The sequence below is a fragment of the Geobacter argillaceus genome, assembly GCF_007830735.1.
Taxonomy (GTDB): Bacteria; Desulfobacterota; Desulfuromonadia; order Geobacterales; family DSM-12255; genus Geomobilibacter; species Geomobilibacter argillaceus.
This window is the reverse complement of the sequence record NZ_VLLN01000002.1, coordinates 183,708-210,368: the sequence shown is the minus strand read 5'-3', so window position 1 is coordinate 210,368 and position 26,661 is coordinate 183,708. Positions and strand designations below refer to the sequence as shown.

25 protein-coding genes, 1 tRNA gene and 1 riboswitch are annotated in these 26,661 nt (G+C 62.3%); of the genes, 16 read left to right on the top strand and 10 right to left on the bottom strand.

Features of this window, described 5'->3' with window-relative positions; genetic code table 11:
* The first annotated feature begins 2 nt into the window (after positions 1-2).
* From JN12_RS02510 to JN12_RS02500, 3 genes are all read left to right on the top strand, one after another.
* The gene (locus tag JN12_RS02510; protein ID WP_145017760.1) at positions 3-467 is read left to right on the top strand and encodes a WbuC family cupin fold metalloprotein; all 465 of its coding nucleotides are present in this window, start codon (positions 3-5) and stop codon (positions 465-467) included.
* An 8-nt stretch (positions 468-475) separates the two neighbouring features.
* Positions 476-1,099 carry an SH3 domain-containing protein gene (locus JN12_RS02505; protein ID WP_145017758.1) on the top strand — a complete coding sequence of 208 codons (624 nt, stop codon included), beginning with the start codon at positions 476-478 and terminating at the stop codon, positions 1,097-1,099.
* A 210-nt stretch (positions 1,100-1,309) separates the two neighbouring features.
* On the top strand, positions 1,310-2,614 hold the full coding sequence (locus JN12_RS02500) for a pyridoxal phosphate-dependent aminotransferase (RefSeq protein WP_145017756.1): 1,305 nt from the start codon (positions 1,310-1,312) through the stop codon (positions 2,612-2,614).
* 92 nt (positions 2,615-2,706) lie between these two features.
* Here the strand turns inward: JN12_RS02500 and JN12_RS02495 are convergent, their stop codons facing one another.
* Together JN12_RS02495 and JN12_RS02490 are read right to left on the bottom strand one after the other, a co-directional pair.
* Complete coding sequence (locus JN12_RS02495) at positions 2,707-3,108, bottom strand: secondary thiamine-phosphate synthase enzyme YjbQ (protein ID WP_145017754.1); 402 nt, start codon at positions 3,106-3,108, stop codon at positions 2,707-2,709.
* A gap of 83 nt (positions 3,109-3,191) precedes the next feature.
* Positions 3,192-4,889 (bottom strand): methyl-accepting chemotaxis protein, encoded by a 1,698-nt coding sequence (locus JN12_RS02490; RefSeq protein WP_145017752.1) that lies wholly within the window; start codon positions 4,887-4,889, stop codon positions 3,192-3,194.
* A gap of 185 nt (positions 4,890-5,074) precedes the next feature.
* Between JN12_RS02490 and JN12_RS02485 the strand changes: the two genes are divergently transcribed.
* The 5 genes from JN12_RS02485 (at position 5,075) to JN12_RS02465 (ending at position 8,902) form a co-directional block, all read left to right on the top strand.
* Positions 5,075-5,284 carry a GSU3473 family protein gene (locus JN12_RS02485; RefSeq protein WP_145017750.1) on the top strand — a complete coding sequence of 70 codons (210 nt, stop codon included), beginning with the start codon at positions 5,075-5,077 and terminating at the stop codon, positions 5,282-5,284.
* 216 nt (positions 5,285-5,500) lie between these two features.
* The gene (locus JN12_RS02480; protein WP_145017748.1) at positions 5,501-6,262 is read left to right on the top strand and encodes a metal ABC transporter ATP-binding protein; all 762 of its coding nucleotides are present in this window, start codon (positions 5,501-5,503) and stop codon (positions 6,260-6,262) included.
* A 68-nt stretch (positions 6,263-6,330) separates the two neighbouring features.
* Complete coding sequence (locus JN12_RS02475; protein WP_145017746.1) at positions 6,331-7,149, top strand: metal ABC transporter permease; 819 nt, start codon at positions 6,331-6,333, stop codon at positions 7,147-7,149.
* Between the two features lie 10 nt (positions 7,150-7,159).
* Positions 7,160-7,579, top strand: a complete 420-nt coding sequence (nikR, locus tag JN12_RS02470) for a nickel-responsive transcriptional regulator NikR (RefSeq protein WP_145017744.1) — start codon at positions 7,160-7,162, stop codon at positions 7,577-7,579.
* Between the two features lie 123 nt (positions 7,580-7,702).
* Positions 7,703-8,902 (top strand): sensor histidine kinase, encoded by a 1,200-nt coding sequence (locus JN12_RS02465; RefSeq protein ID WP_170241822.1) that lies wholly within the window; start codon positions 7,703-7,705, stop codon positions 8,900-8,902.
* Between the two features lie 9 nt (positions 8,903-8,911).
* On the opposite strand, the gene JN12_RS02460 is transcribed toward JN12_RS02465, so the two are convergent.
* The 3 genes from JN12_RS02460 to JN12_RS02450 form a co-directional block, all read right to left on the bottom strand.
* Complete coding sequence (locus JN12_RS02460) at positions 8,912-9,325, bottom strand: hypothetical protein (protein WP_145017740.1); 414 nt, start codon at positions 9,323-9,325, stop codon at positions 8,912-8,914.
* Complete coding sequence (locus JN12_RS02455; protein ID WP_145017738.1) at positions 9,322-11,157, bottom strand: bifunctional homocysteine S-methyltransferase/methylenetetrahydrofolate reductase; 1,836 nt, start codon at positions 11,155-11,157, stop codon at positions 9,322-9,324. Before JN12_RS02455 ends, JN12_RS02460 begins: the two co-directional genes overlap by 4 nt.
* 64 nt (positions 11,158-11,221) lie before the next feature.
* A tRNA-Thr gene (locus JN12_RS02450) sits at positions 11,222-11,297 on the bottom strand.
* A gap of 239 nt (positions 11,298-11,536) precedes the next feature.
* On the opposite strand from JN12_RS02450, the gene JN12_RS02445 reads away from it, so the two are divergent.
* Both JN12_RS02445 and JN12_RS02440 read left to right on the top strand, forming a co-directional pair.
* Positions 11,537-12,160 (top strand): DUF1326 domain-containing protein, encoded by a 624-nt coding sequence (locus JN12_RS02445; protein ID WP_170241821.1) that lies wholly within the window; start codon positions 11,537-11,539, stop codon positions 12,158-12,160.
* The gene (locus tag JN12_RS02440; RefSeq protein WP_145017734.1) at positions 12,157-12,996 is read left to right on the top strand and encodes a DUF2182 domain-containing protein; all 840 of its coding nucleotides are present in this window, start codon (positions 12,157-12,159) and stop codon (positions 12,994-12,996) included. The genes JN12_RS02445 and JN12_RS02440 overlap by 4 nt, the downstream gene beginning before the upstream one ends.
* Before the next feature lie 8 nt (positions 12,997-13,004).
* Here JN12_RS02440 and JN12_RS02435 read toward each other — a convergent pair whose 3' ends face one another.
* From JN12_RS02435 to moaA, 3 genes are all read right to left on the bottom strand, one after another.
* The gene (locus tag JN12_RS02435) at positions 13,005-13,847 is read right to left on the bottom strand and encodes a HesA/MoeB/ThiF family protein (RefSeq protein WP_145017732.1); all 843 of its coding nucleotides are present in this window, start codon (positions 13,845-13,847) and stop codon (positions 13,005-13,007) included.
* 62 nt (positions 13,848-13,909) lie between these two features.
* Complete coding sequence (locus JN12_RS02430) at positions 13,910-14,350, bottom strand: MOSC domain-containing protein (protein ID WP_145017730.1); 441 nt, start codon at positions 14,348-14,350, stop codon at positions 13,910-13,912.
* 30 nt (positions 14,351-14,380) lie between these two features.
* Complete coding sequence (gene moaA, locus JN12_RS02425; RefSeq protein WP_145017728.1) at positions 14,381-15,358, bottom strand: GTP 3',8-cyclase MoaA; 978 nt, start codon at positions 15,356-15,358, stop codon at positions 14,381-14,383.
* A gap of 230 nt (positions 15,359-15,588) precedes the next feature.
* On the opposite strand from moaA, the gene JN12_RS02420 reads away from it, so the two are divergent.
* Positions 15,589-17,010 (top strand): aldehyde dehydrogenase family protein, encoded by a 1,422-nt coding sequence (locus JN12_RS02420; RefSeq protein ID WP_145017726.1) that lies wholly within the window; start codon positions 15,589-15,591, stop codon positions 17,008-17,010.
* 81 nt (positions 17,011-17,091) lie between these two features.
* Positions 17,092-18,072: a rhomboid family intramembrane serine protease gene (locus JN12_RS02415; RefSeq protein WP_246125722.1), complete on the top strand. Its 981-nt coding sequence runs from the start codon at positions 17,092-17,094 to the stop codon at positions 18,070-18,072.
* Positions 18,073-18,336: 264 nt separating this feature from the next.
* Here the strand turns inward: JN12_RS02415 and thiC are convergent, their stop codons facing one another.
* Both thiC and thiD read right to left on the bottom strand, forming a co-directional pair.
* The gene (gene thiC / locus JN12_RS02410; protein ID WP_145017724.1) at positions 18,337-19,644 is read right to left on the bottom strand and encodes a phosphomethylpyrimidine synthase ThiC; all 1,308 of its coding nucleotides are present in this window, start codon (positions 19,642-19,644) and stop codon (positions 18,337-18,339) included.
* An 81-nt stretch (positions 19,645-19,725) separates the two neighbouring features.
* Positions 19,726-21,165 (bottom strand): bifunctional hydroxymethylpyrimidine kinase/phosphomethylpyrimidine kinase, encoded by a 1,440-nt coding sequence (gene thiD, locus JN12_RS02405; RefSeq protein WP_145017723.1) that lies wholly within the window; start codon positions 21,163-21,165, stop codon positions 19,726-19,728.
* 60 nt (positions 21,166-21,225) lie between these two features.
* A riboswitch (TPP riboswitch) is annotated at positions 21,226-21,330 on the bottom strand.
* 137 nt (positions 21,331-21,467) lie between these two features.
* On the opposite strand from thiD, the gene alr reads away from it, so the two are divergent.
* The 4 genes from alr (at position 21,468) to purH (ending at position 26,659) form a co-directional block, all read left to right on the top strand.
* Positions 21,468-22,616, top strand: a complete 1,149-nt coding sequence (alr, locus tag JN12_RS02400) for an alanine racemase (RefSeq protein WP_145017721.1) — start codon at positions 21,468-21,470, stop codon at positions 22,614-22,616.
* Positions 22,617-22,639: 23 nt separating this feature from the next.
* Positions 22,640-23,677 (top strand): selenide, water dikinase SelD, encoded by a 1,038-nt coding sequence (gene selD, locus JN12_RS02395; RefSeq protein WP_145017719.1) that lies wholly within the window; start codon positions 22,640-22,642, stop codon positions 23,675-23,677.
* Positions 23,664-24,992, top strand: a complete 1,329-nt coding sequence (locus JN12_RS02390; RefSeq protein WP_145017717.1) for an ASKHA domain-containing protein — start codon at positions 23,664-23,666, stop codon at positions 24,990-24,992. Before selD ends, JN12_RS02390 begins: the two co-directional genes overlap by 14 nt.
* A 101-nt stretch (positions 24,993-25,093) precedes the next feature.
* Positions 25,094-26,659, top strand: coding sequence for a bifunctional phosphoribosylaminoimidazolecarboxamide formyltransferase/IMP cyclohydrolase (gene purH / locus JN12_RS02385; protein ID WP_145017715.1), 1,566 nt, complete (start codon positions 25,094-25,096; stop codon positions 26,657-26,659).
* Positions 26,660-26,661 lie beyond the last annotated feature (2 nt).

The window sequence follows — 26,661 nt, the reverse complement described above, 5'->3', positions numbered from 1 at the left end:
CGATGAAAATTGTCGATCGCAGACTGCTCGATCAGCTTTCTGCTCAGGCTCGGGAGAATCCCCGGCTGCGCAAGAACTGGAATATCCACCCAAGCGACGACTTCTGTTGCCACCGGCTGTTGAACGCCGTTGAACCAGGTTCCTACATCCGACCCCATCGGCATCTGGACCCGACCAAGGACGAGACCTTCGTGATCGTGCGCGGCCGGTTGGGAGTAATCTTTTTCGACGAGGCGGGTCTGGTGGCCAAAAAGATCCTTCTGTCGGCGGACGGCGATACCCTGGCGGTCGATATCCCGCACGGCATCTTTCATGCCGCGGTGAGCCTGGCACCTGGTACGGTCTTTTTCGAGGCAAAGGCAGGCCCCTACCTGCCGCTGGCGGACGGGGAAAAGGCGGTCTGGGCGCCGGAGGATGGTACTGCCGACGTGGCTCCCTATCTGTCAGGCCTGGCCGCACTGTTTTGAGGCGGGCGATGGGTCGGTCCACCTTCATAGCCATACTGCTGGCGACCGTTCTCGCGGTAGCGGTTTTGGCCGGTGCCAGCCAGCGTCCGGCCCCCCGTCCGTTTGCCGGCATCGGCCTGCTGGTCGTCCGGTCCGTTGTGCCCGATGAGGACGCAGGCCCGATCCCGCTGTACCGGAAACCGGGAATCGACCGGATCGTCGAGATCCCGCCGGCACGGCTTCCCGCTCTTGATGCGGTGATGGTCACGCCGGCGGGGGAGAGGCGGGCCGTGGTGATGGGGGTGCGCGACCAGTGGTGCCGGATCATATATGACGACGCCGATCGTGAGGGGTGGCTGGAGCGGCCCCGTTCCTGGCAGTTCCTGCCCTGGGAACGGTTCCTCAAAGGGCGTTTCGTCAGGTTCCTGCCGGGACTGCGCAAAGGTTTCGGCGTTGTCCGGCAGGAGGCCGACGATGCTGCCCCCGAACTGGCAACGCCTGGGCGGGGCTCCCAGTTCAGGGTCCTGCGGGTGGACGACGATTGGGCACAGGTGATGGTGGAGTACACGCGGATCGGCTGGCTTCGCTGGCGCGACCGTGACGGCCGCTTCCTCATTGCCGTGGCGGAGCAAAAAACGGCACAAAACCGTTGACCAACTGCCGGCTATATGGTATTCGGGTTAGCTATGTTCAAGGTATCCGGCATCAGTGCAGCAATTCGAGCTACCATCGCCGCGGCGATCTACGCCGCAGGTCTGCCCGCTGCCCGATCATGAACTGACGACTGAGTTCAAGCATACCAGAGGCCGTGGGAGTTCCCCACGGCCTCTTTCCATTTCAAGCATATTTTTAACGGAGGCAGCATGCGTACAGATCTGGTAAGGCCCGGTGCCGGCGAGATGACCTATGAAATCCGCAACATCGTCAATGTGGCGGAAAAGCTTCAGAAGCACGGGGTTGCCATCAACTGGGAGAACATCGGCGACCCGATCGTCAAGGGGGAACTGATCCCCCAGTGGATGAAGGAAATCGTGGCCAGGGAGGCCATGGACAACGACACCTGGGGGTATTGCCATACCCGGGGGGTGCTGGAAACACGGGAGTATGTCTGCGAGTTGACCAACCGGCGGGGCGGCGTACGCATCACCCCCGATGACATCATCTTCTTCAACGGCCTTGGTGACGCCATTGCAAAGGTTTACGGCTGTCTCCGTCCGGAGAGCCGCGTGCTGATGCCGTCCCCGACCTATACCACCCATACCCTCGGGGAGTCCGGCAACGCCCACGCCGCGCCGATCTGCTACCAGCTGAATCCCGAAGACAACTGGGCCCCGGACCTGGAGGACCTGCGCAACCATGTCAGGTACAATCCCCAGATCGTCGCCATCATGCTGATCAACCCGGATAACCCGACCGGCATGGTCTATCCCGAGGAGACCCTCCGGAAGATCGTGGCCATTGCCGGGGAGTACGACCTTTTCGTCATTGCCGACGAGGTGTACAACAATATCGTCTACAACGGGCAGAAGACGGTGCCGATCTCCGACGTGATCGGCACCGTCCCGGCCATTGCCCTGAAGGGGATATCGAAGGAGTTCCCCTGGCCCGGCTCCCGCTGCGGGTGGATCGAGGTCTACAACGCGGACAGGGATGAGCGGTTCCGGAAGTATGTGAGCGCCATTCTCACCACCAAGATGAACGAGGTCTGTTCCACCACCCTCCCCCAGAAGTGCATTCCGGCCATCATGAGCCACCCGGAGTACCCGGTCTACCTGGATGAACGGATCAGGCGCTACGAGCAGTTGAGCAACATCACCTACAACTTCCTCCGGGAGGTGCCGGGGCTGAACGTCAACCGGACCAACGGCGCCTTCTACATGTCGGTGGCGTTTCACGACGGGCTCCTCAACAGCCGCCAGTCCCTTCCCATCGAGAAGCCCGAGGTAAAGGAGCTGGTGGAGTCCCTGGTGAGCGGGGCGAATGTCTCTCCTGACAAGCGCTTCGTCTATTACATCCTGGCCCATACCGGCATCTGCGTTGTGCCGCTCTCCTCCTTCAATACCAGTCTCCAGGGATTCCGGGTGACCCTCCTGGAGCGGGACCTGAAGGAGTGCGAGCGGATCTACCACACCCTGGCGCAGAAGATCGACCAGTACCTTAATTCGTGACTTTTTTCGACTTTCGGAAAAGAAAAGAGCGGCGGGGACGACCCTACCGCTCTTTTCTTTTGTGTGCATGCTGTTGTTTCATGCCTCCGCGATCACACCTCCTGCACCACCGTTACCGCCACCTTGCGCGGCCGGGGACCATCGAACTCGCAGAAGAAGACGGACTGCCAGGTGCCGAGAAGCGGCTTGCCCCCATCCACAATGAGTGACAGGGAACTGCCGGTCAGGGTCGCCTTAATGTGGGCGTCCGAGTTTCCTTCGCGGTGGGTGTAGTAGAGGTCGACCGGAACCCGCTGGTTCAGGAAGGTGATGATATCCCGCTGTACCGCCGGGTCGGCCCCTTCGTTGACCGTGATGCCGGCTGTGGTGTGGAGGACGAACAGCTGGCAGAGACCGTTTTTGACCCCGGAGGCCTTGATGACTTCACGGACCTCGGCGGTGATGTCGATCATCTCCGTCCGGTTCCGGCTCTTTACCTCGATGTAGCGCACCATGGCAGACTCCTGGCGGATGCCCCGTCAACGGCTTTCCTTCATGAACGTGCAGCCGCTCTGGCCTTCCGGCCGTGATGATCCGTTCATTCCACCTGAAGCTTTGCCATTTCCCGCCGCAGGACGTCAATCTGGAACGAGAGGCTTTCCACACCATGTTCCAGGATGCGTGCCGAGTCCAGGTTGGAGTTGGCCGAGTTCTGGACACTTGCCATGGCATGGTCGATCTGCTCGCTGCACGCGGTCTGTTCCTGGCAGGCATCCCGAATTCCCTGGATGATGTCGGTCATCTGACCGGTTGACGTGGCGATGACCCCACCGACGGTATGCTGCCTGTCGGTGGAGGCCAGCACCTGGCCGGTAAAATCCTTCATCAGATCTACGGCCCGCATGACACCTTTGCTGGTGGCGACCTGCTCCTGGCATGAGCGGGCAATCTGGGCTACCATCTCAGCGACGTGCTGCATGGCGCCGTGGATTTCCTGGCTCCCCCTCGCCTGCTCAACGGTAGCATCGGCGATTTCGCCGACCTGCCGGGATGCCATCACGACACCGGAGACCACCTTGGCCAAGGCGTCGCCGGAGCGCTGGGAGAGCAGTTCCCCTTCGGCGACCTTCTGTTCGGTCTGGCTGATGGCTGTCATGGCCTTGCCGGTCTCTTCCTGCACTCCTTTGATCAACTCGCCGATCTCCATGGTGGATTGACGGGTACGATTGGCCAGCGCCTTGATCTCACTGGAGACGATGGCGAACCCTTTGCCGTGCTCGCCCGCCTGGGCCGCAATGATGGCGGAGTTGAGAGCGAGGAGGTTGGTCTGCTCGGCGACCTCGTCGATGACGGAGAGGATGGAACCGATTGCCTCGGCCCGTTCGGTCAGGCTGGCGATGGATGCCAGGGTCGCCTTGGAGGAACGGCGGATTTCGTCAATCCCGGCGATAGTCGCATCAACGGACTGCTTTCCCAGTTCGGCGTCGTGACGGACGTTGTCGGAAATCGCCGCCGTTTCCCGGGCGTTCTGTTCGACCTGCTTGATGGTCTCGTCCATCTCGGCCACCGAGGAGGTGGTTTTGTCGGCGGCCTGCATCAGGCTTTCCACGTTGCCGCCGATCTCCTCGACAACTGCCGCCATCTGGCCCATGGCGGAGCTGACCTCCTCGATGGATGCGGCCTGAATTTCCACGTTGTGACGCACTTCGTTGATGCTGGCAGCCATTTCATCGATGGCACCGGTATTTTTTCGGGCTGAAGCGGTCAGGTTTTGGACGCCGTCGGATACCTTGGCGACCGAACCATTGATCCGTTTGACCGCGTCCGATGCCGTTGCAACTTCGTTTGACTGGGTCTCCGCCGCGTTGATGACGGTTGCGGCGACGGCCCTGTTTTCAGCGGAAATGCGTATCAGTTCGATGATGGCTTTTTTTGTGTTGGTTACCAGTTCGCCAAGTCTGGCCAGCATGCCGTTGAAGTTTTGCGCCAGTTGCCCAAGTTCATCGCCGGTGGTTACCGGAACCCTGATGGTCAGGTCGCCTTCGGCACCTCTCCTGAGTGCCGAGGCAAGAGTCTTGATCCTCTTCGCCAAGCCGCGGGCTATTAACATCAGGACAACCAGCGCAAAGAGGATGGCGCAGGCACCAAAGGCAGATCTGCAGAAAAAAGCGAACTGTTCCGGGGGAATAACGATGAGGATATTGCTGGCTGCAAGCAGGCCGATGCCTGAAACGGCAAAGCCCACGAGCAGCAGGAGGTGAATCAGGCGAGAACCAAACCGTAGGTTACGTGCCATGCCAAGTCCTGAAAGAGATATAGAAGCAATCCAAGGCGTTTATTTTACCCGGATACCTGCCACATGCAACCAGATTTTTTTAATCATCAGTCCTGGCTGGGAAAAATGCCACTCTATTTATGGCGGTGGACAATAAAGATTAGTGCTGTATAATCGATTCGCCATAAAATAGGGAGGACTGTGCCATGCTGATCAAGGTAATATACAGCGACAATACTGCCGATATGGTCAAGAATTATCTGCTGGAAGGCCTCATAACTTCCGGCCGGATCGTCGCTTTTTGCCGGTCCGACGGTTGGGTGACCATCGGCAGGGGTCCGGTACGCCAGGGAAGACGGGAGTACGAGGGCCCGGAGCGTAGAAAGGGCGGCGGTCTCACCACCTATTTTGGCTAAACAATGTTCTTTGTCCCACTTGCCACTGCCGCCCGGTAGTCGGCACTTTTTACGACCCCCGGCAATCTCTCTCCGACAATCAATCCTTGACAGGAGCCCTCCGCTGGTTAATCCTTGCTGCACGCTGTCCCGTGCGTGCCAATTTGTCCGTTTGACCCGGACGGATGCTTTAGGGCATGAGCACTTTAATTCGAAACGAGCGGGAAAGGGGCCGGAATGCCGGAAGATCTCCTGAATATCCAGGGGGTGTGGTTCAGTTACGGTGGTGGCATCGAGATCCTGCAGGATATTTCCTTCCGGCTGCAGGCCGGCGACTATCTGGGGATAGTCGGTCCGAACGGTTCGGGAAAGAGTACCCTGATCAAGCTCATGCTCGGGCTGGTGACCCCTAAACGGGGAGAGATCTCTCTTTTCGGCACCCCAGTCGGCCAATTTACCTCGTGGCAGCGGATCGGCTACCTGCCCCAGCGGTTACGCAACTTCAATCCCAATTTCCCCGGCACCGTGGCCGAGGTGGTGAGTCTTGGGCTCCTGGCCGGCAAGGGGTTTCCCCGGCGGCGGTCCAGGGAGGACGCAGTGCTGGTGGACAATGTCCTGGATGTCATGGGGATTGGCGGTCTCGGAACGCGCCGTCTCGGCGAGCTATCCGGCGGCCAGCAGCAGCGGGTCCTTTTGGCCAGGGCCATGGTTGGGTCGCCTTCGCTGCTGATCCTTGACGAGCCGACCACCGCCCTCGACCCGGAGACAAGGGAGAATTTCTACGCCGTCCTTAAGCAGTTGAACCGGGACCACGGTGTTACCATCGTCTTGGTAACCCACGATACCTGGAGCATCGGTCACTACGCCAGCCGCCTCATCTATCTGGACAAACGGCTGGTGTTCGACGGGGACTTCGATGATTTCTGCCGCTCCGAGGAGATGACGGCATTTTTCGGTGAATACGCGCAGCACCTGATCTGCCACCGGCACCACCAGTAGGGGCGCACCCGCGTGTTCGCCCTGATGTTGGGCAGTCTGCCCCTACCTCAACAATAGGTCCCTGATTCATGCCCATTACCGAAATCCTCAGCTACGGCTTCATGCAGCGAGCCCTCATTGCCGGCACCCTGGTGGCAGTTCTCTGTGCCATTCTCGGCGTGTTCCTGGTGTTGCGACGTTTGTCGCTCATCGGCGACGGCCTTGCCCATGTGACCTTTGGCAGTGTCGCCGTTCTCCTGCTGACCCGCGTCGGCGCCCAGAGCGTGTCGCTGGCAGCCATTCCGCTGGTCATGCTCGCGTCCCTCGGCATCCTGCGTCTGACGGACAAAGCCCGGATCTATGGCGATACCGCCATCGGGATCGTCTCCTCGCTCGGTATTGCCAGTGGCGTTGTCCTGGCCAGTATGGCCGGCGGTTTCAACGTCGACCTGTTCAGCTACCTCTTTGGCAGCATCCTGGCTATCAGCCCCATGGAAACCTGGATTGCCGCAGCCCTGTTTCTCATCGTCCTCGTGGCCATTGCCCTGTATTACCACGACCTGTTTGCCATCATCTTTGATGAAGAGTTGGCGCGAAGCTCCGGTATCCGGGTCGCCGCCATCAACCGCCTCCTGGTGCTGCTCACCGCCCTGACCGTGGTCCTGGCCATGAAGGTGATGGGGATCATGCTGATATCGGCGCTGCTCATTTTCCCGGCGGTAACCGCATTGCAGGTGGCCAGAGGCTTCAGGAGCACCATCGTGATAGCGGCTGTCTGTGCAGTTGTCTCCGTGGTTGGCGGGATATTCGTGTCGTTCGTCGCTAACCTCCCCACCGGTGGGGTAATCGTGCTCGTCAATGCCGTGCTCTTTGTGGCGGCATACGCCTTCCGGCGCTGTAAGGAGTGAGGAGGACCCGATGGGAGAGACCATACGCTTCGGTATATCCATGGATGACCAGTTGCTGGCGAGCTTCGACCGGCTGATCGAGCAAAAAGGCTATATGAACCGGTCCGAGGCGATCCGTGACCTGATCCGCTCCTCTCTGGTGGAACTGAAATGGGAAGGGGGGGACGAAGAGACGGTGGGTACCGTTACCCTGGTCTACAACCACCATGTCCGCGACCTGTCCGACAGGCTCACCGAACACCAGCACACCTACCACCACCAGATCGTCTCTGCCCTGCATGTTCATCTGGATGCCCATAATTGTCTGGAGGTGCTGGTGGTACGGGGAAAGGCCAGGGATGTGAAGAGGATTGCCGATGGGCTGATCGGTGTCAAAGGGGTCAAACACGGTAAGCTGGTGATGACCACCACGGCAGGGGAACTTCCCTGACCCGCTCTTTCCGGCCGACGCCTCTTAGATCCCCCTCCTTCAGCTTTTCCGGCTGTTGCCGATAGCCTGCAGATAGTCGCAGCCATCCGGCAGTTACCGAACTTCCATTTTCAAGGAACCATGATGAATATTCGCAGCAAGCTCATCGCAGATCTGAAGAGATCTCACGACGAGCTCCTGGATGCCCGCAATTATCTGGACGATATCATTCACTCCCTGATGGATTCCTTGATCGTGGCAACGCCGGACGGGAAAATCGAGCGGGTCAACGCCGCCACCTGCACCCTGCTCGGCTATGACAGCGAGCCGGTTGGTCTTTCCCTGTCGGCCCTCATTCCAGATCCCCCATTCGACGAACTGGCCCGAAAAGGGGTCATCAGCAATCAGGAGCGGGTCTATCTGGCCAAAGACGGGCGTCGGATTGCCGTGGAATTCTCCGGCGTGGTCATGTGGAACCCGGACGAGACCATGCGGGGCATTGTCTGTGTCGGGCACGACATCACGCGCCGCAAGGAAGACGAAGATCGGCTCAGGCGCTTTGCGGATGAGCTGCAACAGACCAACGAGGAGCTGAAGAATTTTGCCAACATCGTCTCCCATGACCTCCGCTCGCCGCTGGTGAACATCAAAGGGTTTGCCGGCGAACTCTCCAACTTGCTGACCGAGATGCAGGGGCGATTCGGGAGTTTTGCCGCCACCATTGATGAGCGGGACCGCTCCCGTCTCAATGAACTTTTTCGGACGGATATTCCGGAGGCCATCGGCTTCATCACGTCATCGGTCAACAGGATGGATGCCCTCATTGACGCCGTCCTGAAACTTTCACGCCTGGGACATCGCGAACTGAACCCGGAATCGCTTGATACCGCGCTTCTCGTCAACGACCTACTCGCCACCATGGCCCACCAGCTGGAGCGTGCCAGGACAGTGGTGACGGTTGGTCCGTTGCCGACCCTTGTGGGAGACCATGCTGCACTCGAACAGATACTGGGGAATGTGATCGACAATGCGGTGAAGTACCTGGACCCGGCACGACCCGGGGTCATCCGGGTGAGTGCCGAAGAGGAGGGGACGGAGACCATTTTTCACATCAGCGACAACGGCCGCGGCATTGCACCGGAGGATAGCGACAAGGTTTTCGAGATTTTTCGCCGGGCCGGCCATCAGGATGTAAAAGGTGAAGGGATGGGGCTCGCCTACGTAAAGGCTACGGTTCGCCGTCTCGGCGGGCGGATCTGGTACGACTCGGTGACGGCTGAGGGAACGACCTTTCACATAGCCGTGCCTACCCGTATTGATGGTACAAAGGGGAAGCCGTGGTAGATTCCGGCATCAGTGAAATTCCGGTGGCGGGCTGGTAATCTGCCACCCCTGGCCTTCCGTATAGCGCCATTCCTGGCTGTCCACCACGGTTTTTACCGTCGCCGACGGGAGCAGGTAGTAGTCCAGTTCGACCGGTATCACTGCCACACTGCCGGGCGAGAGCCACGATACCGTGCCCACCCGGTAATCGACGATGTGAGGCGCCCCTTCTCCGCTGGGGCGTTTCAGGTAATCCGGCTGATGCCTCGGCTGCACGAAGCGGGTAACCGCTTCGCCACCCTCCTGCCAGCGGAGCATGCGGCTGTATTCGCGGACGCTGCGCTGCAGGTCTTCGCCGGTGCCGGTCAGGCTGTGGCAGGCGGCACAGAGGGCCAGCACCATGAGCGCAGCATACATACCCCTGGTTACACTCTTCCAGCTCATCGTTGCCCCTCCCTGATGAAGCGGACCAGGTCCGCGGCAATTTCGGCCCTGCCGAAGGGGGCAATGAGATAGTAGCCCCCGACCTCTCCCCTGATGGTGTCGATCAATTCCCTGGAAATCGCCAGTCCTTCCCGCACGCCAGCCTCCTTTTCCTTGCCGTGCATCCGTTCCCTGATCCGGTCCGGAATGACGATGCCCGGCACCTCGTTATGCAGGTACTCGCAGTTCCGTTCGCTCACCAAAGGCATGATGCCGGGCAGGAGAGGGATCGACAGGTCCCTGGTTGCCTCCAGCATTGCCAGGACCCGTTCGGTGTCGTACAGCGGCTGGGTCTGGGCGAACCCGGCGCCATTGGCGACCTTCTTCGCCAGCCTGGCGGCCTGTACCTCCATCTTCGGACTGTTGGGGTTGAAGGCGGCACCGATGGTGAAGCCGGTTCCATGGTCAATGGGATGCCCCAGGGCGTTGACCCCCCGGTTCAGGTCGCTGAGGAGCTTGATCAGGGTAAAGGAATTCAGGTCGAAGACCGACGAGGCGGCCGCCTGGTCCCCGAGGCGGGCCGGGTCGCCGGTCACCGCCAGGATGGAGCGGATGCCCAGCAGGCTCGCTCCCATCAGGTCCGACTGGAGGCCGAGCAGGTTCCGGTCCCGGCAGGTAATGTGGACGATCACCTCGATGCCCACTTCCCGCTGGATAAGGCTGGCCAGGGCGATATTGCCGAGGCGCACCCGGGCAAGGGGGTTTTCCGCCAGGTTGATGGCATCGGCGCCGGCCTCTTTCAGTAAGCGGGCACCAGCCAGGATCTTGCCGCAGTCGAGCCCCCGGGGCGGGTCGAGCTCCACGGTAATGACCGGCCGGATGCCCCACGACGAGAGAAAACCGGTCGCCGCTGCCGGTTCTGCCGGCTTCAGTTCGCTGACACGTACCGGTTGGCCGACACGGCGCGGGGCGGGACGCATGCCGGCGAGCCGTTCGGCCAGCCGTCTGATATGGTCCGGGGTGGTGCCGCAGCAGCCGCCGATCAGTCCGGCGCCGGCAGCCACCATCTCCAGCGCCTTTTCGGCAAAGTAGTCCGGCGTGCAGCGGTAGAGGTAGCGGCCATCCACGTACTCCGGAAAGCCGCTGTTGGCAAAGGCTGCCAGGGGACGGTCCGTGACCCGCGCCAGCCGCTCCACGACCCGTAAAACCTCCAGCGGCCCGGCACCGCAGTTGGCGCCGATCATTGCCGCGCCGGCATCGGCCAGCGCCCGGCCGGCAGTCTCGACCTCCACACCGCCGCCGGTCCGGCCCCCTTCCAGGTAGGCCATGCTGGCGATGGCCGGCAGCCCTATTCCCTTGACCGCCTCCAGGGCGCAGGTGAGCTGGCCCAGGTCGGCAAAGGTCTCCAGGATGAAGAGGTCCACTCCCCCCTCGGCCAGGGCCTCGGCCTGCTCCCGGAAGACGGCGGTGACGGTCTCCCGGTCCGGTTCCCGTTCTTCCCCTTTCAGCCGTGCCAGGGGGCCGATGGAGCCGGCAACGAACCGTGGATAGCCGTTGCCGGCCGCGGCAACCGCCTGCCGGGCCAGCTCCGCTCCCCGGCGGTTGATCTCTCGCACCTTCTTCTCCAGGCCGATCGGCTGGAGCTTGGTAACGTTGGCGCCAAAGGTGTTGGTCTCGATCAGGTTGGCGCCGGCGGCCAGGTATTCCAGGTGGAGTTCGCTTACCAGTTGGGGACGGACCAGGTTCAGGTGCTCGAAGTTGGCGTCGAGACCGACCCCCTTGCCGTAGAGCATGGTACCGATGGCGCCGTCGCCGATCAGTACCTGTTCCGTGAGTAGCTCGAGAAAGTGCATGGACGCCCCTTTGGGGAAAGAGAAAAAGGGTCCGGCTGTGTGCCAAACCCTTCTGTGACTTTTGTGGAGCCATCTGCCGGAATCGAACCGGCGACCTATTGATTACGAATCAATTGCTCTACCAACTGAGCTAAGATGGCCTACAATGTTTTGGCGTGCGTGTGTCGTTGCAGCGTCTCTGTATTTACCCTATGACGCTGCCGGTGTCAAGCGTTACGCCGGAGACGGGGGCATCTCCGAAACCTTTTCAAAAGGAGCAGGGTCGTGTAGAGTCTGTCACCGGGACGTCCGGCTCCGCTGCTGCCTGAACTATAGGGGAATATTGGTATAATGCCGAACAGGGCACATTCTTCCCGGAAGGGAAACAAGGAGGATGGCGATGAGCGACAATGACAATCCGCAAAAATGGTGGGGCACAGGGCTTCTGTTCGAGAACTGCAGTTGCCAGTTGATCTGCCCCGCACACCTCTCCTTCAAGCAGAACTGCACCCACGAGCGGTGTACAGGTTATTGGGCTATCCGGTTCGGGGACGGTGCCTACGGTGATCTGTCTCTGCAGGGTCTGATGGCGCTGGTGCTCTTTGACACTCCGCAACGGATGTACGACGGCGGATGGATCGAGAGGCTGTATCTGGATGAGCGGGCCGATGCACCGCAGCGGGAAGCGCTGGAGGCGATCCTGAAGGGCGGTGTTGGCGGCCCCTGGGCAATCCTGGCGAAATTCGTTGCTACCTGGCTGGACACGCAGACAGTGCCGTTCACGTTCGTGGACGAGAGGCGCAAAAAGAGTCTCACCGTTGAGGGGCTGCTTGAGACGAGGATCGAAACGTTGCGGGGGCCTGACCCGGACAGTGACCCGGTCATGGACAACCTCTACAATACGATCCATGGCAAAACCCATGTGCTGGCGAAAGGCTTCTCCCGCTGCACCGATAGTGGTTTGGGTTTTGCCACCGATGGTACCCATGCCCTGTACTCCCACTTTTCCTGGAACGGCCCATGAGCGGCGAGGGAGGGAAGCTGGCCGGATTGCCAGCGGGAGAACGGTTGGGGGTTGTGGGGGGACTGGTTGTCGTTTCCGCGTTGTCTTGGGCCTATACCATCAGGATGGCACAAGGCATGGGGGCGACCGGGCAGTCCGCTGCGGCGGCCATGGGACATGGCGCTCACCACCCGGCCGGACACGGGGCGATGCATTCCGCCGTCATGCCCCATCTGGCAAGCTGGGGAGTGACGGAAGCCTGGATGACCTTTGTCATGTGGGGGGTCATGATGGCGGCGATGATGCTGCCGACCGTTATTCCCATGGTGCTGGCGTTTGCCGTGGTTAACCGGCAGAACGGACGCAGCGGAGTGCTCGTGCCGGTGGGAGCCTTTACCGCGGGCTACCTCGGCGCGTGGGCGCTCTACTGTGTAGCGGTCACAGCCTTGCAATGGGGGCTCCTGCGGACGGCGTTGCTGTCGCCCGTCAGCCTGGCTTCAGGGCCGGTCCTCGGCGGGTTCCTGCTGATTGGTGCGGGGCTTTTCCAATGGACCCCCTGGAAAGATGCCTGTATGCAGAAATGCCGCAACCCCCTCGGGTTCCTGCTCACCCACTGGCGACCGGGCCGCCTGGGGGCGCTCAGGCTCGGCAGCCGCTACGGACTGTATTGCGTGGGGTGCTGCTGGCTTTTGATGCTGATATGCTTTGGCTTGGGTGTGATGAACCTGATCTGGATGGCACTGCTGACCGTTTTTATGCTGGTGGAAAAAATTATCCCCGCCGGGCGCACAATCAGCCGCGTCGCAGGGGTGGGATTGGTCATCTGGGGCGGGTTGATGCTTAATGGGGGCTGTTAGTCCGGGGGCTATGCCGGGGAACGATCTGCCTTCCTGAGCTGGATTTCGTGAATTTCCATCGTCAACAGGTCGATTGTCAGTTGACGGCCGGTCAGGAGTTCTCCCTGGCCCAACAGCAGTTTGCAGACCTCGGCCACCTGCAGGCTTGCCACTACCGCCGGGGTGAACGAGGGGTTGCCGTACTGCTGCTCGATCCCCTTGCCGCTGCTCCAGGAGCGGTAGATCTGGCGCAGCGTGTCGTCCCCCGGGAGCTGGGTGGCCAGGTGGCCGTACCAGCCGCCGATCGCGCCATGCACCAGGGGGATGCCCATGGCGGAACAGGTGTCGGCCAGTTCCAGACGGACCGCGATACTGTCCAGGGCATCGACGACAACCCTGGCGCCGGCCAACAGCTCCCGGCCGTTGTCGGCCGCGAATGCCTTTTCCACGGGGGTCAGCTGGACAGCGGGATTGATCTCGCCGACGCGCCGGGCTGCGGCCGTTACCTTGGCTTCACCCAGTGCGGCCGGGCTGGAGAGGAGCTGCCGGTTCAGGTTGTGCTCCTCGAACCGGTCCGGATCGATGGCCACGATCTGGCCTACTCCCAGCCTGGCCAACTCCTCGATGACATAGCCGCCCAGGCCGCCACAGCCGATCACTGCCACCCGGCTGCGAAACAGCTGCAACTGGCCGGCGGTTGAGACCGTCTGCCGGTTGCGCTGGTAGCGGGCCGGCAGCAGCCCCGACTCCAGGATTGCGGCCTCAATCTGCGCCAGGGTCAGGTTGAACCGCTCGGCCGCCTCCTGTTGTGCGGACCAGGCGACCAGGTCGCCGCTGGCGTGCTCTTTCAGAAAGGTGTGGATATCGGACATTTCATCATCCTCTGCCCGGCGGGGGCACAGTAGATATCTCTGCTGGTGATTTGTCGGGCACTCTACGGGTCGAGGCGGCGGATCGGCGAGCCGGCAGTCACGGTTCCGCCCTTGATGACCCTGGCAAAGATCCCTTCCCGGGGCATGACGCAGTCGCCGGCCTGATAATAGATGGCGCACCTGGTGTGGCACTCCTTGCCGATCTGGGTCACTTCGAGGATCGCTTCTTCCCCAACTGCCAGGCGGGTGCCGATCGGCAGCGAGGGGAGGTCGATCCCTTCGGTGGTGAGGTTTTCGGCAAAATCACCGGTGGTGACGTCGAGTCCCTTGGCCCGCATGGTATTGATGCTCTCCTGGGCGAGCAGGCTGACCTGGCGGTGCCAGTCGCCCGCGTGACCGTCACCTTCCAGTCCATGCTCTACCAGCAACGTGCCCACGGCAATCGGTTTCTTTCTCTCACCCTTATTCTCGCTGATACAAACGGCGACTACTCTTGCTGACATAGGTAACATCTCCTGATTGTGCGTGATGAATCAGCCGCCGATGGCGGCCATGGTAAAGGCACTGTGATCGCTCTCGTCCAGGGAAAGGCGATGGCTCCCCGGCTTCGCGCCGACGATGGACCGTAGCGCCTCGGTCAGCCGGGTCGGATCGCTGTCGGCCAGATACGGTTTCAGGTCGGTTTCGCTGTCGCTGAAGAGACAGCTCCTGGCCATTCCGGCCGACGTGACCCTGATCCGGTTGCATTCGCCGCAGAAATGGCTGGAGAGCGGGGTAATGATGCCGACGGTTCCTTTTGCCCCATCGATACTGAATTCACGGGCCGGCCCGGAGAGCTCTCCCTGTGCGAGCTGGCTCAGCGGGTAGCGGGCGCTCACCCGGCTGATGATCTCCTCCCCTGGGACGACCAGCTTCTGCCAGCCCGGTTCCTTGATGGTCGGCATGTATTCGATGAAGCGGACCTTGACCGGGCGTTCAAGGGTCAGGGCTGCAAAATCGAGCAGTTCGTCGTCGTTGATCCCCCGCATCACCACGGCATTGAGTTTGATCGGGAATCCCGCCGCCTCGGCGGCCTTGATGCCGGTCAGCACGCGGGCAAGGTCTCCGCGACGGGTGATGCGCGAGAATATCTCGGGCCGAAAGGAGTCGAGGCTTATGTTCAGGCGCTGGACCCCGGCATCGCGGAGCGGAACTGCCATCTCGTCCAGCAGAACGCCATTGGTGGTGAGGACCAGTTGCTTGAGACCGGGAATTGCTGCCAGGCGGGAGAGAAACGGGATGATATCCCTTCTGACCAGCGGTTCACCGCCGGTAATCCGGATTTTTTCGATGCCGATCTCCACGCTGGCCCGGGCGATGGTGAACAACTCCTCGTAATTCAGCACTTCGGCGTGAGGGCGTTTGTGGATTCCTTCATGGGGCATGCAGTAACTGCAGCGCAGGTTGCAGCGATCGGTAACGGAGAGCCGCAGATAGTTGATTTTCCGTCCAAATGAATCAATGAGTCGCATGGGTAGCCACTCCTTTCATGCTTTCGGATCGTACCTTTTTTGAGTCCCAGGTGATTAATGGTATTACAGTACCAGTTTAGAACAATAAAGTCATCTGATCTTTTTGCGGTACAATGGGGATGGTCGCTTTGTGCAAGTCGTCATCGCGCCGTATTCTGAAATTTTTCATACCCTATGTTATATTGTTTAAGGCTTGCTGGGCAAGAAACCATTTCGAGGAGGGCGACGCAATGCAGAACCGTTCCACACTGTACATCAACGGCATCTGGGAAACTCCCGGGTCCGTGCAGCAGATCGAGGTGGTAAATCCTGCCAGTGAAACCGTGATCGGCCGGGTTCCCGCTGCCGGGAGCAGGGAGGTTGACCGGGCCGTGACTGCCGCCCGCGCCGCTTTCGCCGGCTGGGCGCGAACGCCGGTAGCGGAGCGGGCAGCCGTGCTCGGGAAGATACTTCAGGGGCTTATTGCGCGCCAGGATGAGATCGCCCGGACCATAACCGACGAAGTGGGGATGCCGCTCAAGCTTTCCCGCCGCATTCAGGCGGGGTTGCCGGCCGTTGTCCTGGAAAGCTACGTGAAGCTCTTGGCCGAGTACCGCTTCGAGGAGCGGATCGGTAATTCACTGGTGGTGCGGGAGCCTGCCGGGGTGGCGGCCTGCATCACGCCGTGGAACTATCCGCTCCACCAAGTGGTAGCCAAGGTCGCTCCGGCGCTGGCGGCGGGGTGCAGTGTGGTCCTGAAGCCGAGCGAGGTCGCACCGCTTTCGGCGTTCATCCTGGCCGACATCATCCAGGAGGCCTGCCTGCCTGCCGGGGTCTTCAACCTGGTGAGCGGCACCGGCGAAGCCGTTGGCGAACCGCTGGCCCGTCATCCGGAGGTGGACCTGGTTTCCTTCACCGGCTCCGTCCGGGCCGGTCAACGCGTTGCCGCGCTGGCTGCGGAAACGGTCAAGCGGGTTGCTCTGGAACTGGGGGGTAAATCGGCTGCCATCGTGCTCGATGATGCCGACCTGGCAGCCGCGATCAAGGGTACGGTCGGGGCCTGCTTCCTCAATTCCGGGCAGACCTGTACCGCCCACACGCGGCTCCTGGTGCCGGAGTCTCTCTATGCCGAGGCAGCGGCCCTGGCTACAGAGGCCGCAGCCGCCTACACTCCCGGCGATCCCCTGCATGAGCAGACCAAGCTCGGTCCGTTGGTTTCAGCGGCCCAGCGGGAGCGGGTGCTGGGGTACATCCGGAGCGGGATCGCGGAAGGGGCGGAACTCCTCCTGGGCGGCCTGGAACCGCCGGCAGGACTGACAAAGGGGTATTTTGTCCAACCGACCGTCTTCGGCCGGGTCGTGCCGGGAATGACCATCGCCCGCGAGGAGATCTTCGGCCCGGTCCTGTCCATCATGACCTATCGGGACGAGGCGGACGCGATCCGGATCGCCAACGCTACCGTCTATGGCCTGGCGGGTGCCGTCTGGTCCGGCAGCGCTGCCAGGGCAGAAGGGGTGGCCCGGCAACTCCGGGCCGGCCAGGTTGATATCAATGGCGGCTCCTTCAACCCGCTCGCCCCGTTCGGCGGCTATAAGCAGTCCGGAAACGGCCGGGAACTGGGACGGTACGGGCTGGAAGAGTTCCTGGAGGTCAAGGCGATGCAGTTCAGGTAGCGGGCAGTTCCCCCCCTTTAAGAAAGGGGGACGAGGGGGGATTTGCCCTAATTGGCTCTTTTTTTGCCCGTGCCATGGTAAATGCACGAAGCAGTCATTATAGTATCCGTCATGGAGACGGTGACCGGTGACCCCGGAACAGGCGAGGACGGATGGCGGGCGATACCCGCGGATCTGGGCGAGGACGGGGGGACCATCCTTTCCGAACGGCAGCTGCAGCTCTGGACACTGGTGCTTCAGGCCCGCACTGTCCCCTACCGGTCCGCCCCCTGTGGAACCGGCTGGCAGTTGCTGGTGCCGCTTGAAGCGTACCCGCTGGCCCTCGGCGAACTACGCCAGTACGAGGAGCGGAACCGCAACTGGCCACCTCCTGCCCCGGTCACGCCCGTCCAGTACAACAACACCCTGGTGACCCTGTCGGTCCTGCTGCTCCTGGCAACCTTCCACAATATCACTCAGCTGGATGCCAGCCGGTTCGGTTACCGTTACGTCGACTGGTACGCCATCGGCAGCGCCGATGCCGCCAGGATGCTGGACGGCGAGTGGTGGCGGGCCGTCACGGCCCTCACCCTGCACGCCAACTGGCTGCACCTCTTCAGTAACCTTACCATCGGCGGGTTCTTCATCGTCTGCCTCTGCCGCGAGTTGGGGTCGGGAGTTGCCTGGTGCCTGCTCCTTTGCTCGGGAATCCTCGGCAACGCGGCCAACACCCTGGTGCAGCAGCCGGATCATGTCTCGGTCGGGGCCTCGACTGCCGTGTTCGCCGCAGTCGGGAGCCTGGCCGCCATCAGCGTGGTCCGCTACCGGCAGTTTCCGTCGAAACGGTGGACCCTGCCGGCGGCTGCCGCCCTGGCGCTCCTCGGTCTGCTCGGGACGGAAGGGACGCAGACCGATCTGGGTGCGCACTTCTTCGGGTTTCTGTTCGGGATCGGTTTCGGGTTGGGGGGTGAATTTCTGATCAATAGGTATGGCCGGCCCGGCCCTTTGGTCAACGCTTTGCTGGTGCTGGCCGGCGCTGGCACCGTGGTGGCGGCCTGGGGGGTGGCGATCGTCTATGTCTGACGTATGCCGTAACGTGACAAAAAAACAATGCATTACGCGATGAAGCTGCTAATCCGCTTTGTCTCATTCGCGTACGTCCCATCGGGACAGAATGCATGTAGCCGGGGGATTCATCCCCCGGTAATGGATTACCGTCCCTTCAGTCACGTACGTGACGAAAATCATGAGCCATTCACGAAAACCCGGCGATAAATCGCCGGGCTACGGGCATTCTGTCCTTTAGGCCCTTGGGTCCTACGGGACGCAATCTGACAAATTCGTCCTTCAGCCGTTCACCCGCTGGCGCTCCATGGCGTCGTCCATGACCTTGTAGGCACAGAACTCGCCGCACATGGTGCAGGCGCCGTGGTCGGCAACGCCCGATTCGGCGCGCAGCTGCCTCGCCTTGTCCGGGTCGAGGGCCAGGTTGAACTGCCCTTCCCAGTCGAGCTTTTTCCGGCATTTGGCCATGGCGATATCCTTGGCCATGGCTCCCTTCACACCTTTGGCGATATCGGCGGCATGGGCCGCAATGCGGGAGGCGATGACCCCGTCACGCACGTCCTGCACGCTGGGGAGCTTCAGGTGCTCGCTGGGGGTCACGTAGCAGAGGAAGTCGGCGCCGGCCGCCGCTGCAATGGCCCCGCCGATGGCGCAGGTGATATGGTCGTAGCCGGGAGCGATGTCGGTGACCAGAGGTCCCAGCACATAGAACGGGGCGCCGTGGCAGAGCCGCTTCTGGAGGAGGATGTTGGCCTGGATCTGGTGCAGGGGGACATGTCCGGGACCCTCGATCATCACCTGCACGTCTGCTGCCACGGCCCGTTGGGTCAGCTCGCCGAGGAGGATCAGCTCGTGGATCTGGGCCCGGTCGGTGGCATCGGCCAGGCAGCCGGGCCGAAAACCGTCACCAAGGGAAAGGGTCATGTCGTACTCCTTGACGATCTCCAGGAGCCGGTCGAAGTGCTCGAACAGCGGGTTTTCCTTGTTGTTGTAGGCCATCCACTCCACGGTGAAGGCGCCGCCGCGGGAGACCACATCCATCAGCCGCCCTTCGTTCTTCATCCGCTCCACCGTGCTGCGGGTCACCCCGCAGTGGACGGTGATGAAGTCGACCCCGTCTTCGGCATGCTTGATGATGCCGGCAAAGATATCGTCCACGGTCATATCGACGATGGCCTTCTTCTTGGTCCGGACCGCATCCAGGGCTGCCTGGTAGAGGGGGACGCTGCCGATGCAGGCGTTGGTCTCGGCGATGATGGCCCGCCGGATCTCGTCCACCGGGCCGCCGGTGGAGAGGTCCATGATGGCGTCGGCGCCGTGCTTCACGGCAACGCGGGCCTTTTCCAGCTCCTTGGCGATATCAAGGTCATCGGCCGAGGTGCCGATGTTGGCGTTCACCTTGGTGCGCAGACCGGTCCCCACTGCCAGGGGGACGCCGTTGGCATGCTTCACGTTGTGGCAGATGATGATGCTGCCGCCGGCGATGCCGTCGCGGATGAACTCCGGGGTAACCCCCTCGGCAAGAGCGGCCTGCGTCATCTTGTCGGTGATGATCCCCTTGCGGGCGTATTCCAATTGCGTGGTTGCCATGTGATACTCCTTGTCTTGAATCAGTGAAACGCGAGACGTGAGACGCGAGGTGTAAAAGCCTTTACGTCTTACATCCAGCGTCTAGCATCTCCCGAGGTTTGCTTCCCGTGCTGCTTCAAAATGGTTCACCGGCCCATGACCGCTTCCCAGCGGGCGGGCCAGGCGGATGGCCGCGGTGATGAACTCCTTGGCCCTGGCGATTGCCATGGGGAGCGGCTCTCCCCGTGCCAGGAAGGTGGCGATGGCCGAGGCCAGAGTACAGCCGGTGCCGTGGGTGTTGGTCGAGGCCAGGCGCGGGGACGTGAAGCGTTTGAACTCTTGTCCGTCAAAAAGGAGGTCCGTCGCCTCGGCACCGGCCAGGTGGCCCCCCTTGATCAGGACATTTGCGACCCCCATGCCGCCAATCGCCCGGCCGGCCGCCTCCATTCCCGTCTCATCCCCGATGGCCAGCCCGGTCAATGCCTCTGCCTCGGGGATGTTGGGGGTGAGGAGGTAGGTGAGGGGGAGCAGTTCCCGCTTCAGGGTCGTCACGGCGTCAGTATCGATCAGACTTGCCCCCCCCTTGGCGATCATCACCGGGTCGACTACCACCAACCGTTTGTGGAAGGCGGCAAGTTGCCTGGCAACCGTGGCGATGATCTCGGAGGAGAAGAGCATGCCGGTCTTGACCACGTCCACCGGGATGTCGCTGAGTACCGTTGTCAACTGCCCGGCCACAAAGGCGGCAGGTGCGCCGTGGATGGCCGTGACCCCCCGGGTGTTCTGGGCGGTGAGGGCGGTGATGACCGATGCACCGTAGGAGCCGAGCAGGGTGATGGTCTTCAGGTCGGCCTGGATGCCGGCCCCGCCGCCGGAATCGCTCCCGGCCACGGTCAGCACGCTCCCTTTGGGGAACGGCTGCCGGCGGTTGAAGAGCAGCGCCAGTTCGGCCGCGGCCAGGGCCGGGTCGGCGCTTCCCAGGACGGCCGAGATCACCGCCAGGCTGTCGGCACCGCCATCGATGATTGGCGCGGCATTGTCACGGGTAATACCGCCGATGGCCACCACCGGGATGGTGACGCACGCCTTCACAACGGCCACGGCCGCCGGTCCGGCCAGATGCTCGATATCCTTGCTGCCCGATGGGTACATGGCCCCCAGGCCGATATAGTCGGCGCCGGCCGCTTCGGCCGCCAGGGCTTCGTCCCGATTGTGGGTGGAGACCCCGATGATCTTGCCGGCACCCAGCCGTGCGCGGGCAGCCCGCGGGTCGCCGTCGTCCTGGCCGAGGTGGACGCCGTCCGCATCCAACCGGCAGGCCAGTTCCAGGTCGTCGTTGACGATGAACGGAATCCCCTGCTCGCGGCAGAGGCGGGCCAGGGCGCTGCCGAGAGTGAGCCGTTCCTCCGGGGCGTGGGTCTTGGAGCGGAACTGCACTACCCGCACACCGCCGCGAACTGCCGCTTCGACCCGTGCGACCAGGTTGTCACCGTGGTCGGTGATGAGGTAAAGTCCCCGTATGGCGTCTGCTGGTGTATTCATTAGATGGCACAAAAAAAGCCGCGATTGCGGGTCGCGGCTTCCAGAAATAGACGAACGGTAGAGGTTTTCTGGCCGCTTCCCTACGCCGGGATTAACCGGATCAGGTTCAAAGGGTTTGGGGCCGTGGCTCCATCTCAGTTCTTGCGAACTCCCCCAGCTGGCATCGATTGTGAGGGTACCCTACTGGAATCGCAGTGTAAAGTCAACGGCTTTTCGGGAATTTGCCTTTACAGCGGAAGGCGGTGGTGGTAGAAAAAATCGTCCGTGTACGAACGCCATTCGCTCTCTTCTTGGATATAGCAATGATCAACGATTTTCTCAGTGACAGCCGTCCCACCTACGCCGAGATCGATCTGGCGGCCTTGCGCGGCAACTTTGCCCAAGTCCGGCAGGCGGTGCCAGCAGGATGCGGCATCCTGGCGGTGGTGAAGGCCGATGCCTATGGCCATGGTTTCATGGACATTGCCCAGGAACTGGAGCGCCTGGGGGTGACCGCCTTTGGTGTCGCCTTTCTGGCCGAGGGAATTCAGCTGCGAAAAAGCGGCATCGACCGGCCGATCCTGGTGCTGGGGGGGATCTACCCCGGCCAGGAGAAGAAGTGCGTCGGCTTCAACCTCTCCACCACCCTCTTTTCCCTGGAGCAGGCCGAAACCCTGGACGGGGTGGCCCGCCGGCTCTACCGCAAAGCCAGGGTGCACGTCAAGGTGGATACGGGGATGGGGCGGCTCGGCATATCGCCGGGTGAGACGGCCCAGTTCTTTGCCGCCCTGCGGGATCTTCCCAACCTGGAGCTGGAAGGGATCGTGTCCCACTTCGCTTCTGCCGATGAACTGGACGCGGACGGCGACCGCTACACCGAGCAGCAGGCCGGGTTGTTCTTTCAGGCACTGGAGGCGGCCAGTGCGGCCGGGTTTTCACCCCCCTTCGTCCATATCGCCAACAGCGCCGGCCTGTTCAGCAGGTCTCTTCCCGACTGCACCCTGGTCAGGCCCGGGATTGCCCTCTACGGTTCCGTGCCGTCCACGGACTTTGCCGGCCGACTCGACCTGAAGCCGGTCATGAGCCTGAAGAGCCGGATCGCCCTGCTCAAATGGGTGGATGAGGGAACCTGCATCAGCTACGCCCGAAGGTATCGGGCACCGGGCCGGACCCTGATCGCCAGCGTGCCGGTGGGGTACGCGGACGGCTACCCCCGCGCCCTCACCAACCGGGGCGAGGCGTTGGTCCGGGGGCAGCGGGCCCGGGTGGCCGGCACGGTGTGCATGGATTGGATCATGCTGGACGTGACGGAGATCCCCGGCGTGGCCGTGGGGGACGAGGTGGTCCTCATGGGGGAGGACGGCGCCGGTAACGTCGTCAGGGCAGAGGAGCTGGGTGCCTGGGCCGGCACCATCCCCTACGAGATATTCTGCGGCATCAGCAAGCGGGTGCCGAGAATTTATAAGCCGTAAGACACAAGACACTGAGGTTTCAAATGACCAGCAAGAAGATAAAACTCACTGCCATGGTGAAAGCGGCCGGTTGAGCGGCAAAACTGGGCCCGGCGGGCCTGGAAGATGCTTTGCTGGGAATCGGCCGGTCCGGCGACCCCGATCTGCTGGTCGGCCCGGAAACGGCCGATGACGCCGGGGTCTACCGGTTGACGGAGAACTGCGCCCTGGTGGAGACCGTGGATGTCATCACGCCGCTTGTGGACGACCCGCACACCTTTGGCCGGATCGTTGCGGCCAACGCGGTTTCCGATGTCTATGCCATGGGGGGACGGCCGGTGACGGCCATGAATCTGGTCTTCTTCCCGGCCTGCAGTCTGCCCGGTACGGTCCTGCGGGAGATCCTGGCCGGCGGGGCCGAAATGCTCCGGGAGGCCGGGGTTTGCCTGGTGGGGGGGCATACGGTGGAGGACGACGAGCTCAAGTACGGCCTGGCCGTGACCGGTCTGATCGATCCGGGTCGGATCGTCCGCAACTCCACCCCGCTGCCCGGTGACCGGCTGATCCTCACCAAACCGCTGGGGACCGGCATCATTGCCACGGCGATCAAGGCGGAGATGGTCGACGCGGATACCGAGGCCGAGGCTATCCGCTGGATGACCACCCTGAATCGCCGGGCCGCGGAGCTGATGGCGGCATGTGGGGCCCATGCGGCCACGGACGTGACCGGCTTCGGGCTCATCGGCCATGCCTTTGAAATGGCGACCGGCGGCGGGGTGACGATCCGGCTGGCAATCGACCAGGTGCCGCTCATGACCGGTTTGCCGGCCCTGGTGGCCGACGGCATGGTGCCGGCCGGCTGCTACCGCAACCGGGACCACTACGCCAGGTTCGTTGCCGGCGATGGTCGAGCCGACCGTCTGCTCCCCCTCTACGACCCCCAGACCTCGGGCGGCCTGCTGATCGCCCTGGCCCCGGCCGATGCCGACCGTTTCCTGGCCGTTGCCCGGGACGAGGGTCTCTTCGCCGTCGCTATAGGGGAGGTCGTGCCCCTGGGGGAGGCCGCCATTGAGCTCGCCTGACGCATCCCGTTCTCTGGCCGTTGCCGTTGACCTGGGCACCACCACCATTGCCGCCTCCCTTCTCGATACGGTTTCCGGCGAGATTCTGGCCAGAGAGGGGGGCATGAACCCCCAGCGCCCCTATGGTTCCGACGTCATCAGCCGCCTGGAGTATGCCTGCCGGGGCGAGGCCGAGCGCCGGACCCTTTCCCGCCTGGTCAACGCCGAGCTGGAACGGCTGATCGAGGAACTGCTCTCCCGTAGCGGGCTGCCGGCAACGGCCGTGACGCAGGTGGTGATTGCCGCCAACCCCACCATGTCCCATCTTCTCCTGGATCTGCCGGTGGAGAGTCTCGCCTTTCCCCCCTACCGCCCGCGGGTGACCTCAAGCCACCGGGTTCCCGCCCGGTCGCTCGGCTGGGGCCTGGACGTCCCGTTGTACGTCTTCCCGTCGCCGGGCGGTTTCGTCGGAGGCGATCTGGTGGCCTTTCTCCACGGCCTCGGTGTACGAGGAGCGAGGACCGACGCGGGTGAAGGAGGCCGTCGTGAGGACCAGTCACCAGTCACCAGTCACCAGTCACGGCTTTTCTTAGACCTGGGCACCAACGGCGAAATAGCCCTGCTTGCGGGCGGGCGGCTCTATGCCACCTCCGCGGCGGCCGGGCCGGCCTTTGAGGGAGGCAACCTTGCCTGTGGCATGGCGGCCCTCGACGGGGCGATCCGCTCGGTCAGAATGGCCGGCTCACGCCTGGTTTGGGAGACGATAGGGGACGGCACTCCCCGTGGTCTCTGCGGTTCCGGTGTATTGGACACCATGATGCTTCTCCTGACCGAACGGGTGGTGGATGTAACGGGGCAGCTCCTGTTGCCGGCCGAGGTGCGGACCAACCTGGCGAACCGGATCGTGGAACTGGGGGGAGAGTCCGCCTTTGTCGTCTACCGGGACGCCGCATCCATGGTCTACCTCTCCCAGGGGGACATCCGGCAGGTGCAATTGGCAAAGGCTGCCATTCGGGCCGGTATCGATGTTTTGCTGGACCGGGCGGGGATAGAGGCCGCAGACCTCGCGGAGGTGGTTCTGACCGGCTCGTTCGGCGTTTCCCTCAACCCGGTTGGGCTAAAAAGCGTTGGAATTTTCACGGAAAACATGGTACAAGTGGCCCGATTCGTGACGGAGGGTGCCCTTGCCGGTGTTGAGGAAACCCTCCGTTCTGCGTCTTGTGCAGCTGTCGAACAACTTGCCGCTTCATTGACAATCATCCCCCTTTCCGGGAACCCGGTATTTGAGCGGCGCTTTCTCGCCGAGATGAACTTTCCCCGGCTCGAACCAGTTTGAATAAACGCCAGACGTTGTAACCAAAACTATTTCGTGGACCTCATTTCATCAGTTCACATTTCGCAAGAATCTATCTACCAGATAAAAGGAGCATGAGAACGATGGCAAAGATCTCCCGAGCCCTGATCAGCGTGTCGGACAAGACGGGCATCATCGAGTTTTCCAAGGAGCTGGCCCGCTACGGCGTTGAGATCCTCTCCACCGGCGGTACCGCCAAGCTCCTGCGTGAGGCGGGGCTGACCGTCAAGGACGTCTCCGAGTTCACCGGGTTCCCCGAGATGCTGGACGGCCGGGTCAAGACCCTCCACCCCAAGGTCCACGGCGGTCTTCTGGGGATGCGGAGCAATCCGGAACATGTGGCCACCATGCAAGCCCATGGCATCGAGCCGATCGATATGGTGGTGGTCAACCTCTACCCGTTCGAGGCAACCGTGGCCAAGCCCGACTGCTCCATGGAGGATGCCATCGAGAACATCGACATCGGCGGACCGACCATGCTCCGTTCGGCCGCCAAGAACAACGCCGATGTGACCGTGGTGGTCGATCCGGCCGATTACCGGCGGGTCCTGACCGAGATGGCGGACAACGGCGGCACGGTCAGCAAGGCCATCAATTTTCAGTTGGCAGTGAAGGTCTACCAGCACACCGCCGCTTATGACGGTGCCATCTCCAACTGGCTGGGGAGCCGCCTGGGCGAGGGGGTCGATCCCTATCCCGCCACCCTGACCCTGCAGTACCAAAAGGCGCAAGGGATGCGCTACGGTGAAAACCCCCACCAGTCGGCCGCCTTCTATGTTGAGCGACAGGCCGGCGAGGCGTCGGTGGCCACGGCCCGCCAGCTGCAGGGGAAGGAGCTCTCCTACAACAACATCGCCGACACCGATGCGGCCCTGGAGTGCGTGAAACAGTTCGGCGAAGGTTCGGCCTGCGTCATCGTCAAGCATGCCAACCCGTGTGGCGTGGCCCTTGGTGCCTCCGTGCTGGAGGCCTACGAACGGGCCTATGCGACCGACACCGAATCCGCCTTTGGCGGCATCATCGCCTTCAACTGCGACCTGGACGAGGCAACGGCCAAGGCGATCGTCGACCGGCAGTTCGTCGAGGTCATCATTGCGCCGAAGGTGCTGCCGGGGGCCATCGAGGTGGTGGCGGCCAAGAAGAACGTCCGGCTCCTGGAGTGTGGCATGTGGTCGGCCAAGCCGGCATCGCGTATCGACCTCAAACGGGTCTGCGGCGGCCTTTTGGTGCAGGAAGCCGACCTCTCCCTCACCGGCGAGCTGAAGGTGGTGACCAGGAGGGCGCCGACCGAAAAAGAGCTGCAGGACCTCCTGTTCACCTGGCGGGTGGCCAAGTTCGTCAAGTCCAACGCCATCGTCTACGGCAAGGACCGGACAACCGTCGGCGTCGGTGCCGGCCAGATGAGCCGGGTCAACTCGGCCCGTATCGCCGCCATCAAGGCCGAGCACGCCGGCCTGGAGGTCAAGGGGGCGGTCATGGCCTCCGATGCCTTTTTCCCGTTCCGCGACGGCATCGACAATGCGGCTGGCGCCGGCATCACCGCCGTCATCCAGCCGGGCGGCAGCATGCGGGACAGCGAGGTGATCGCCGCCGCCGACGAGCACGGGATGGCCATGGTGTTCACCGGCATGCGGCATTTCAGGCACTGATG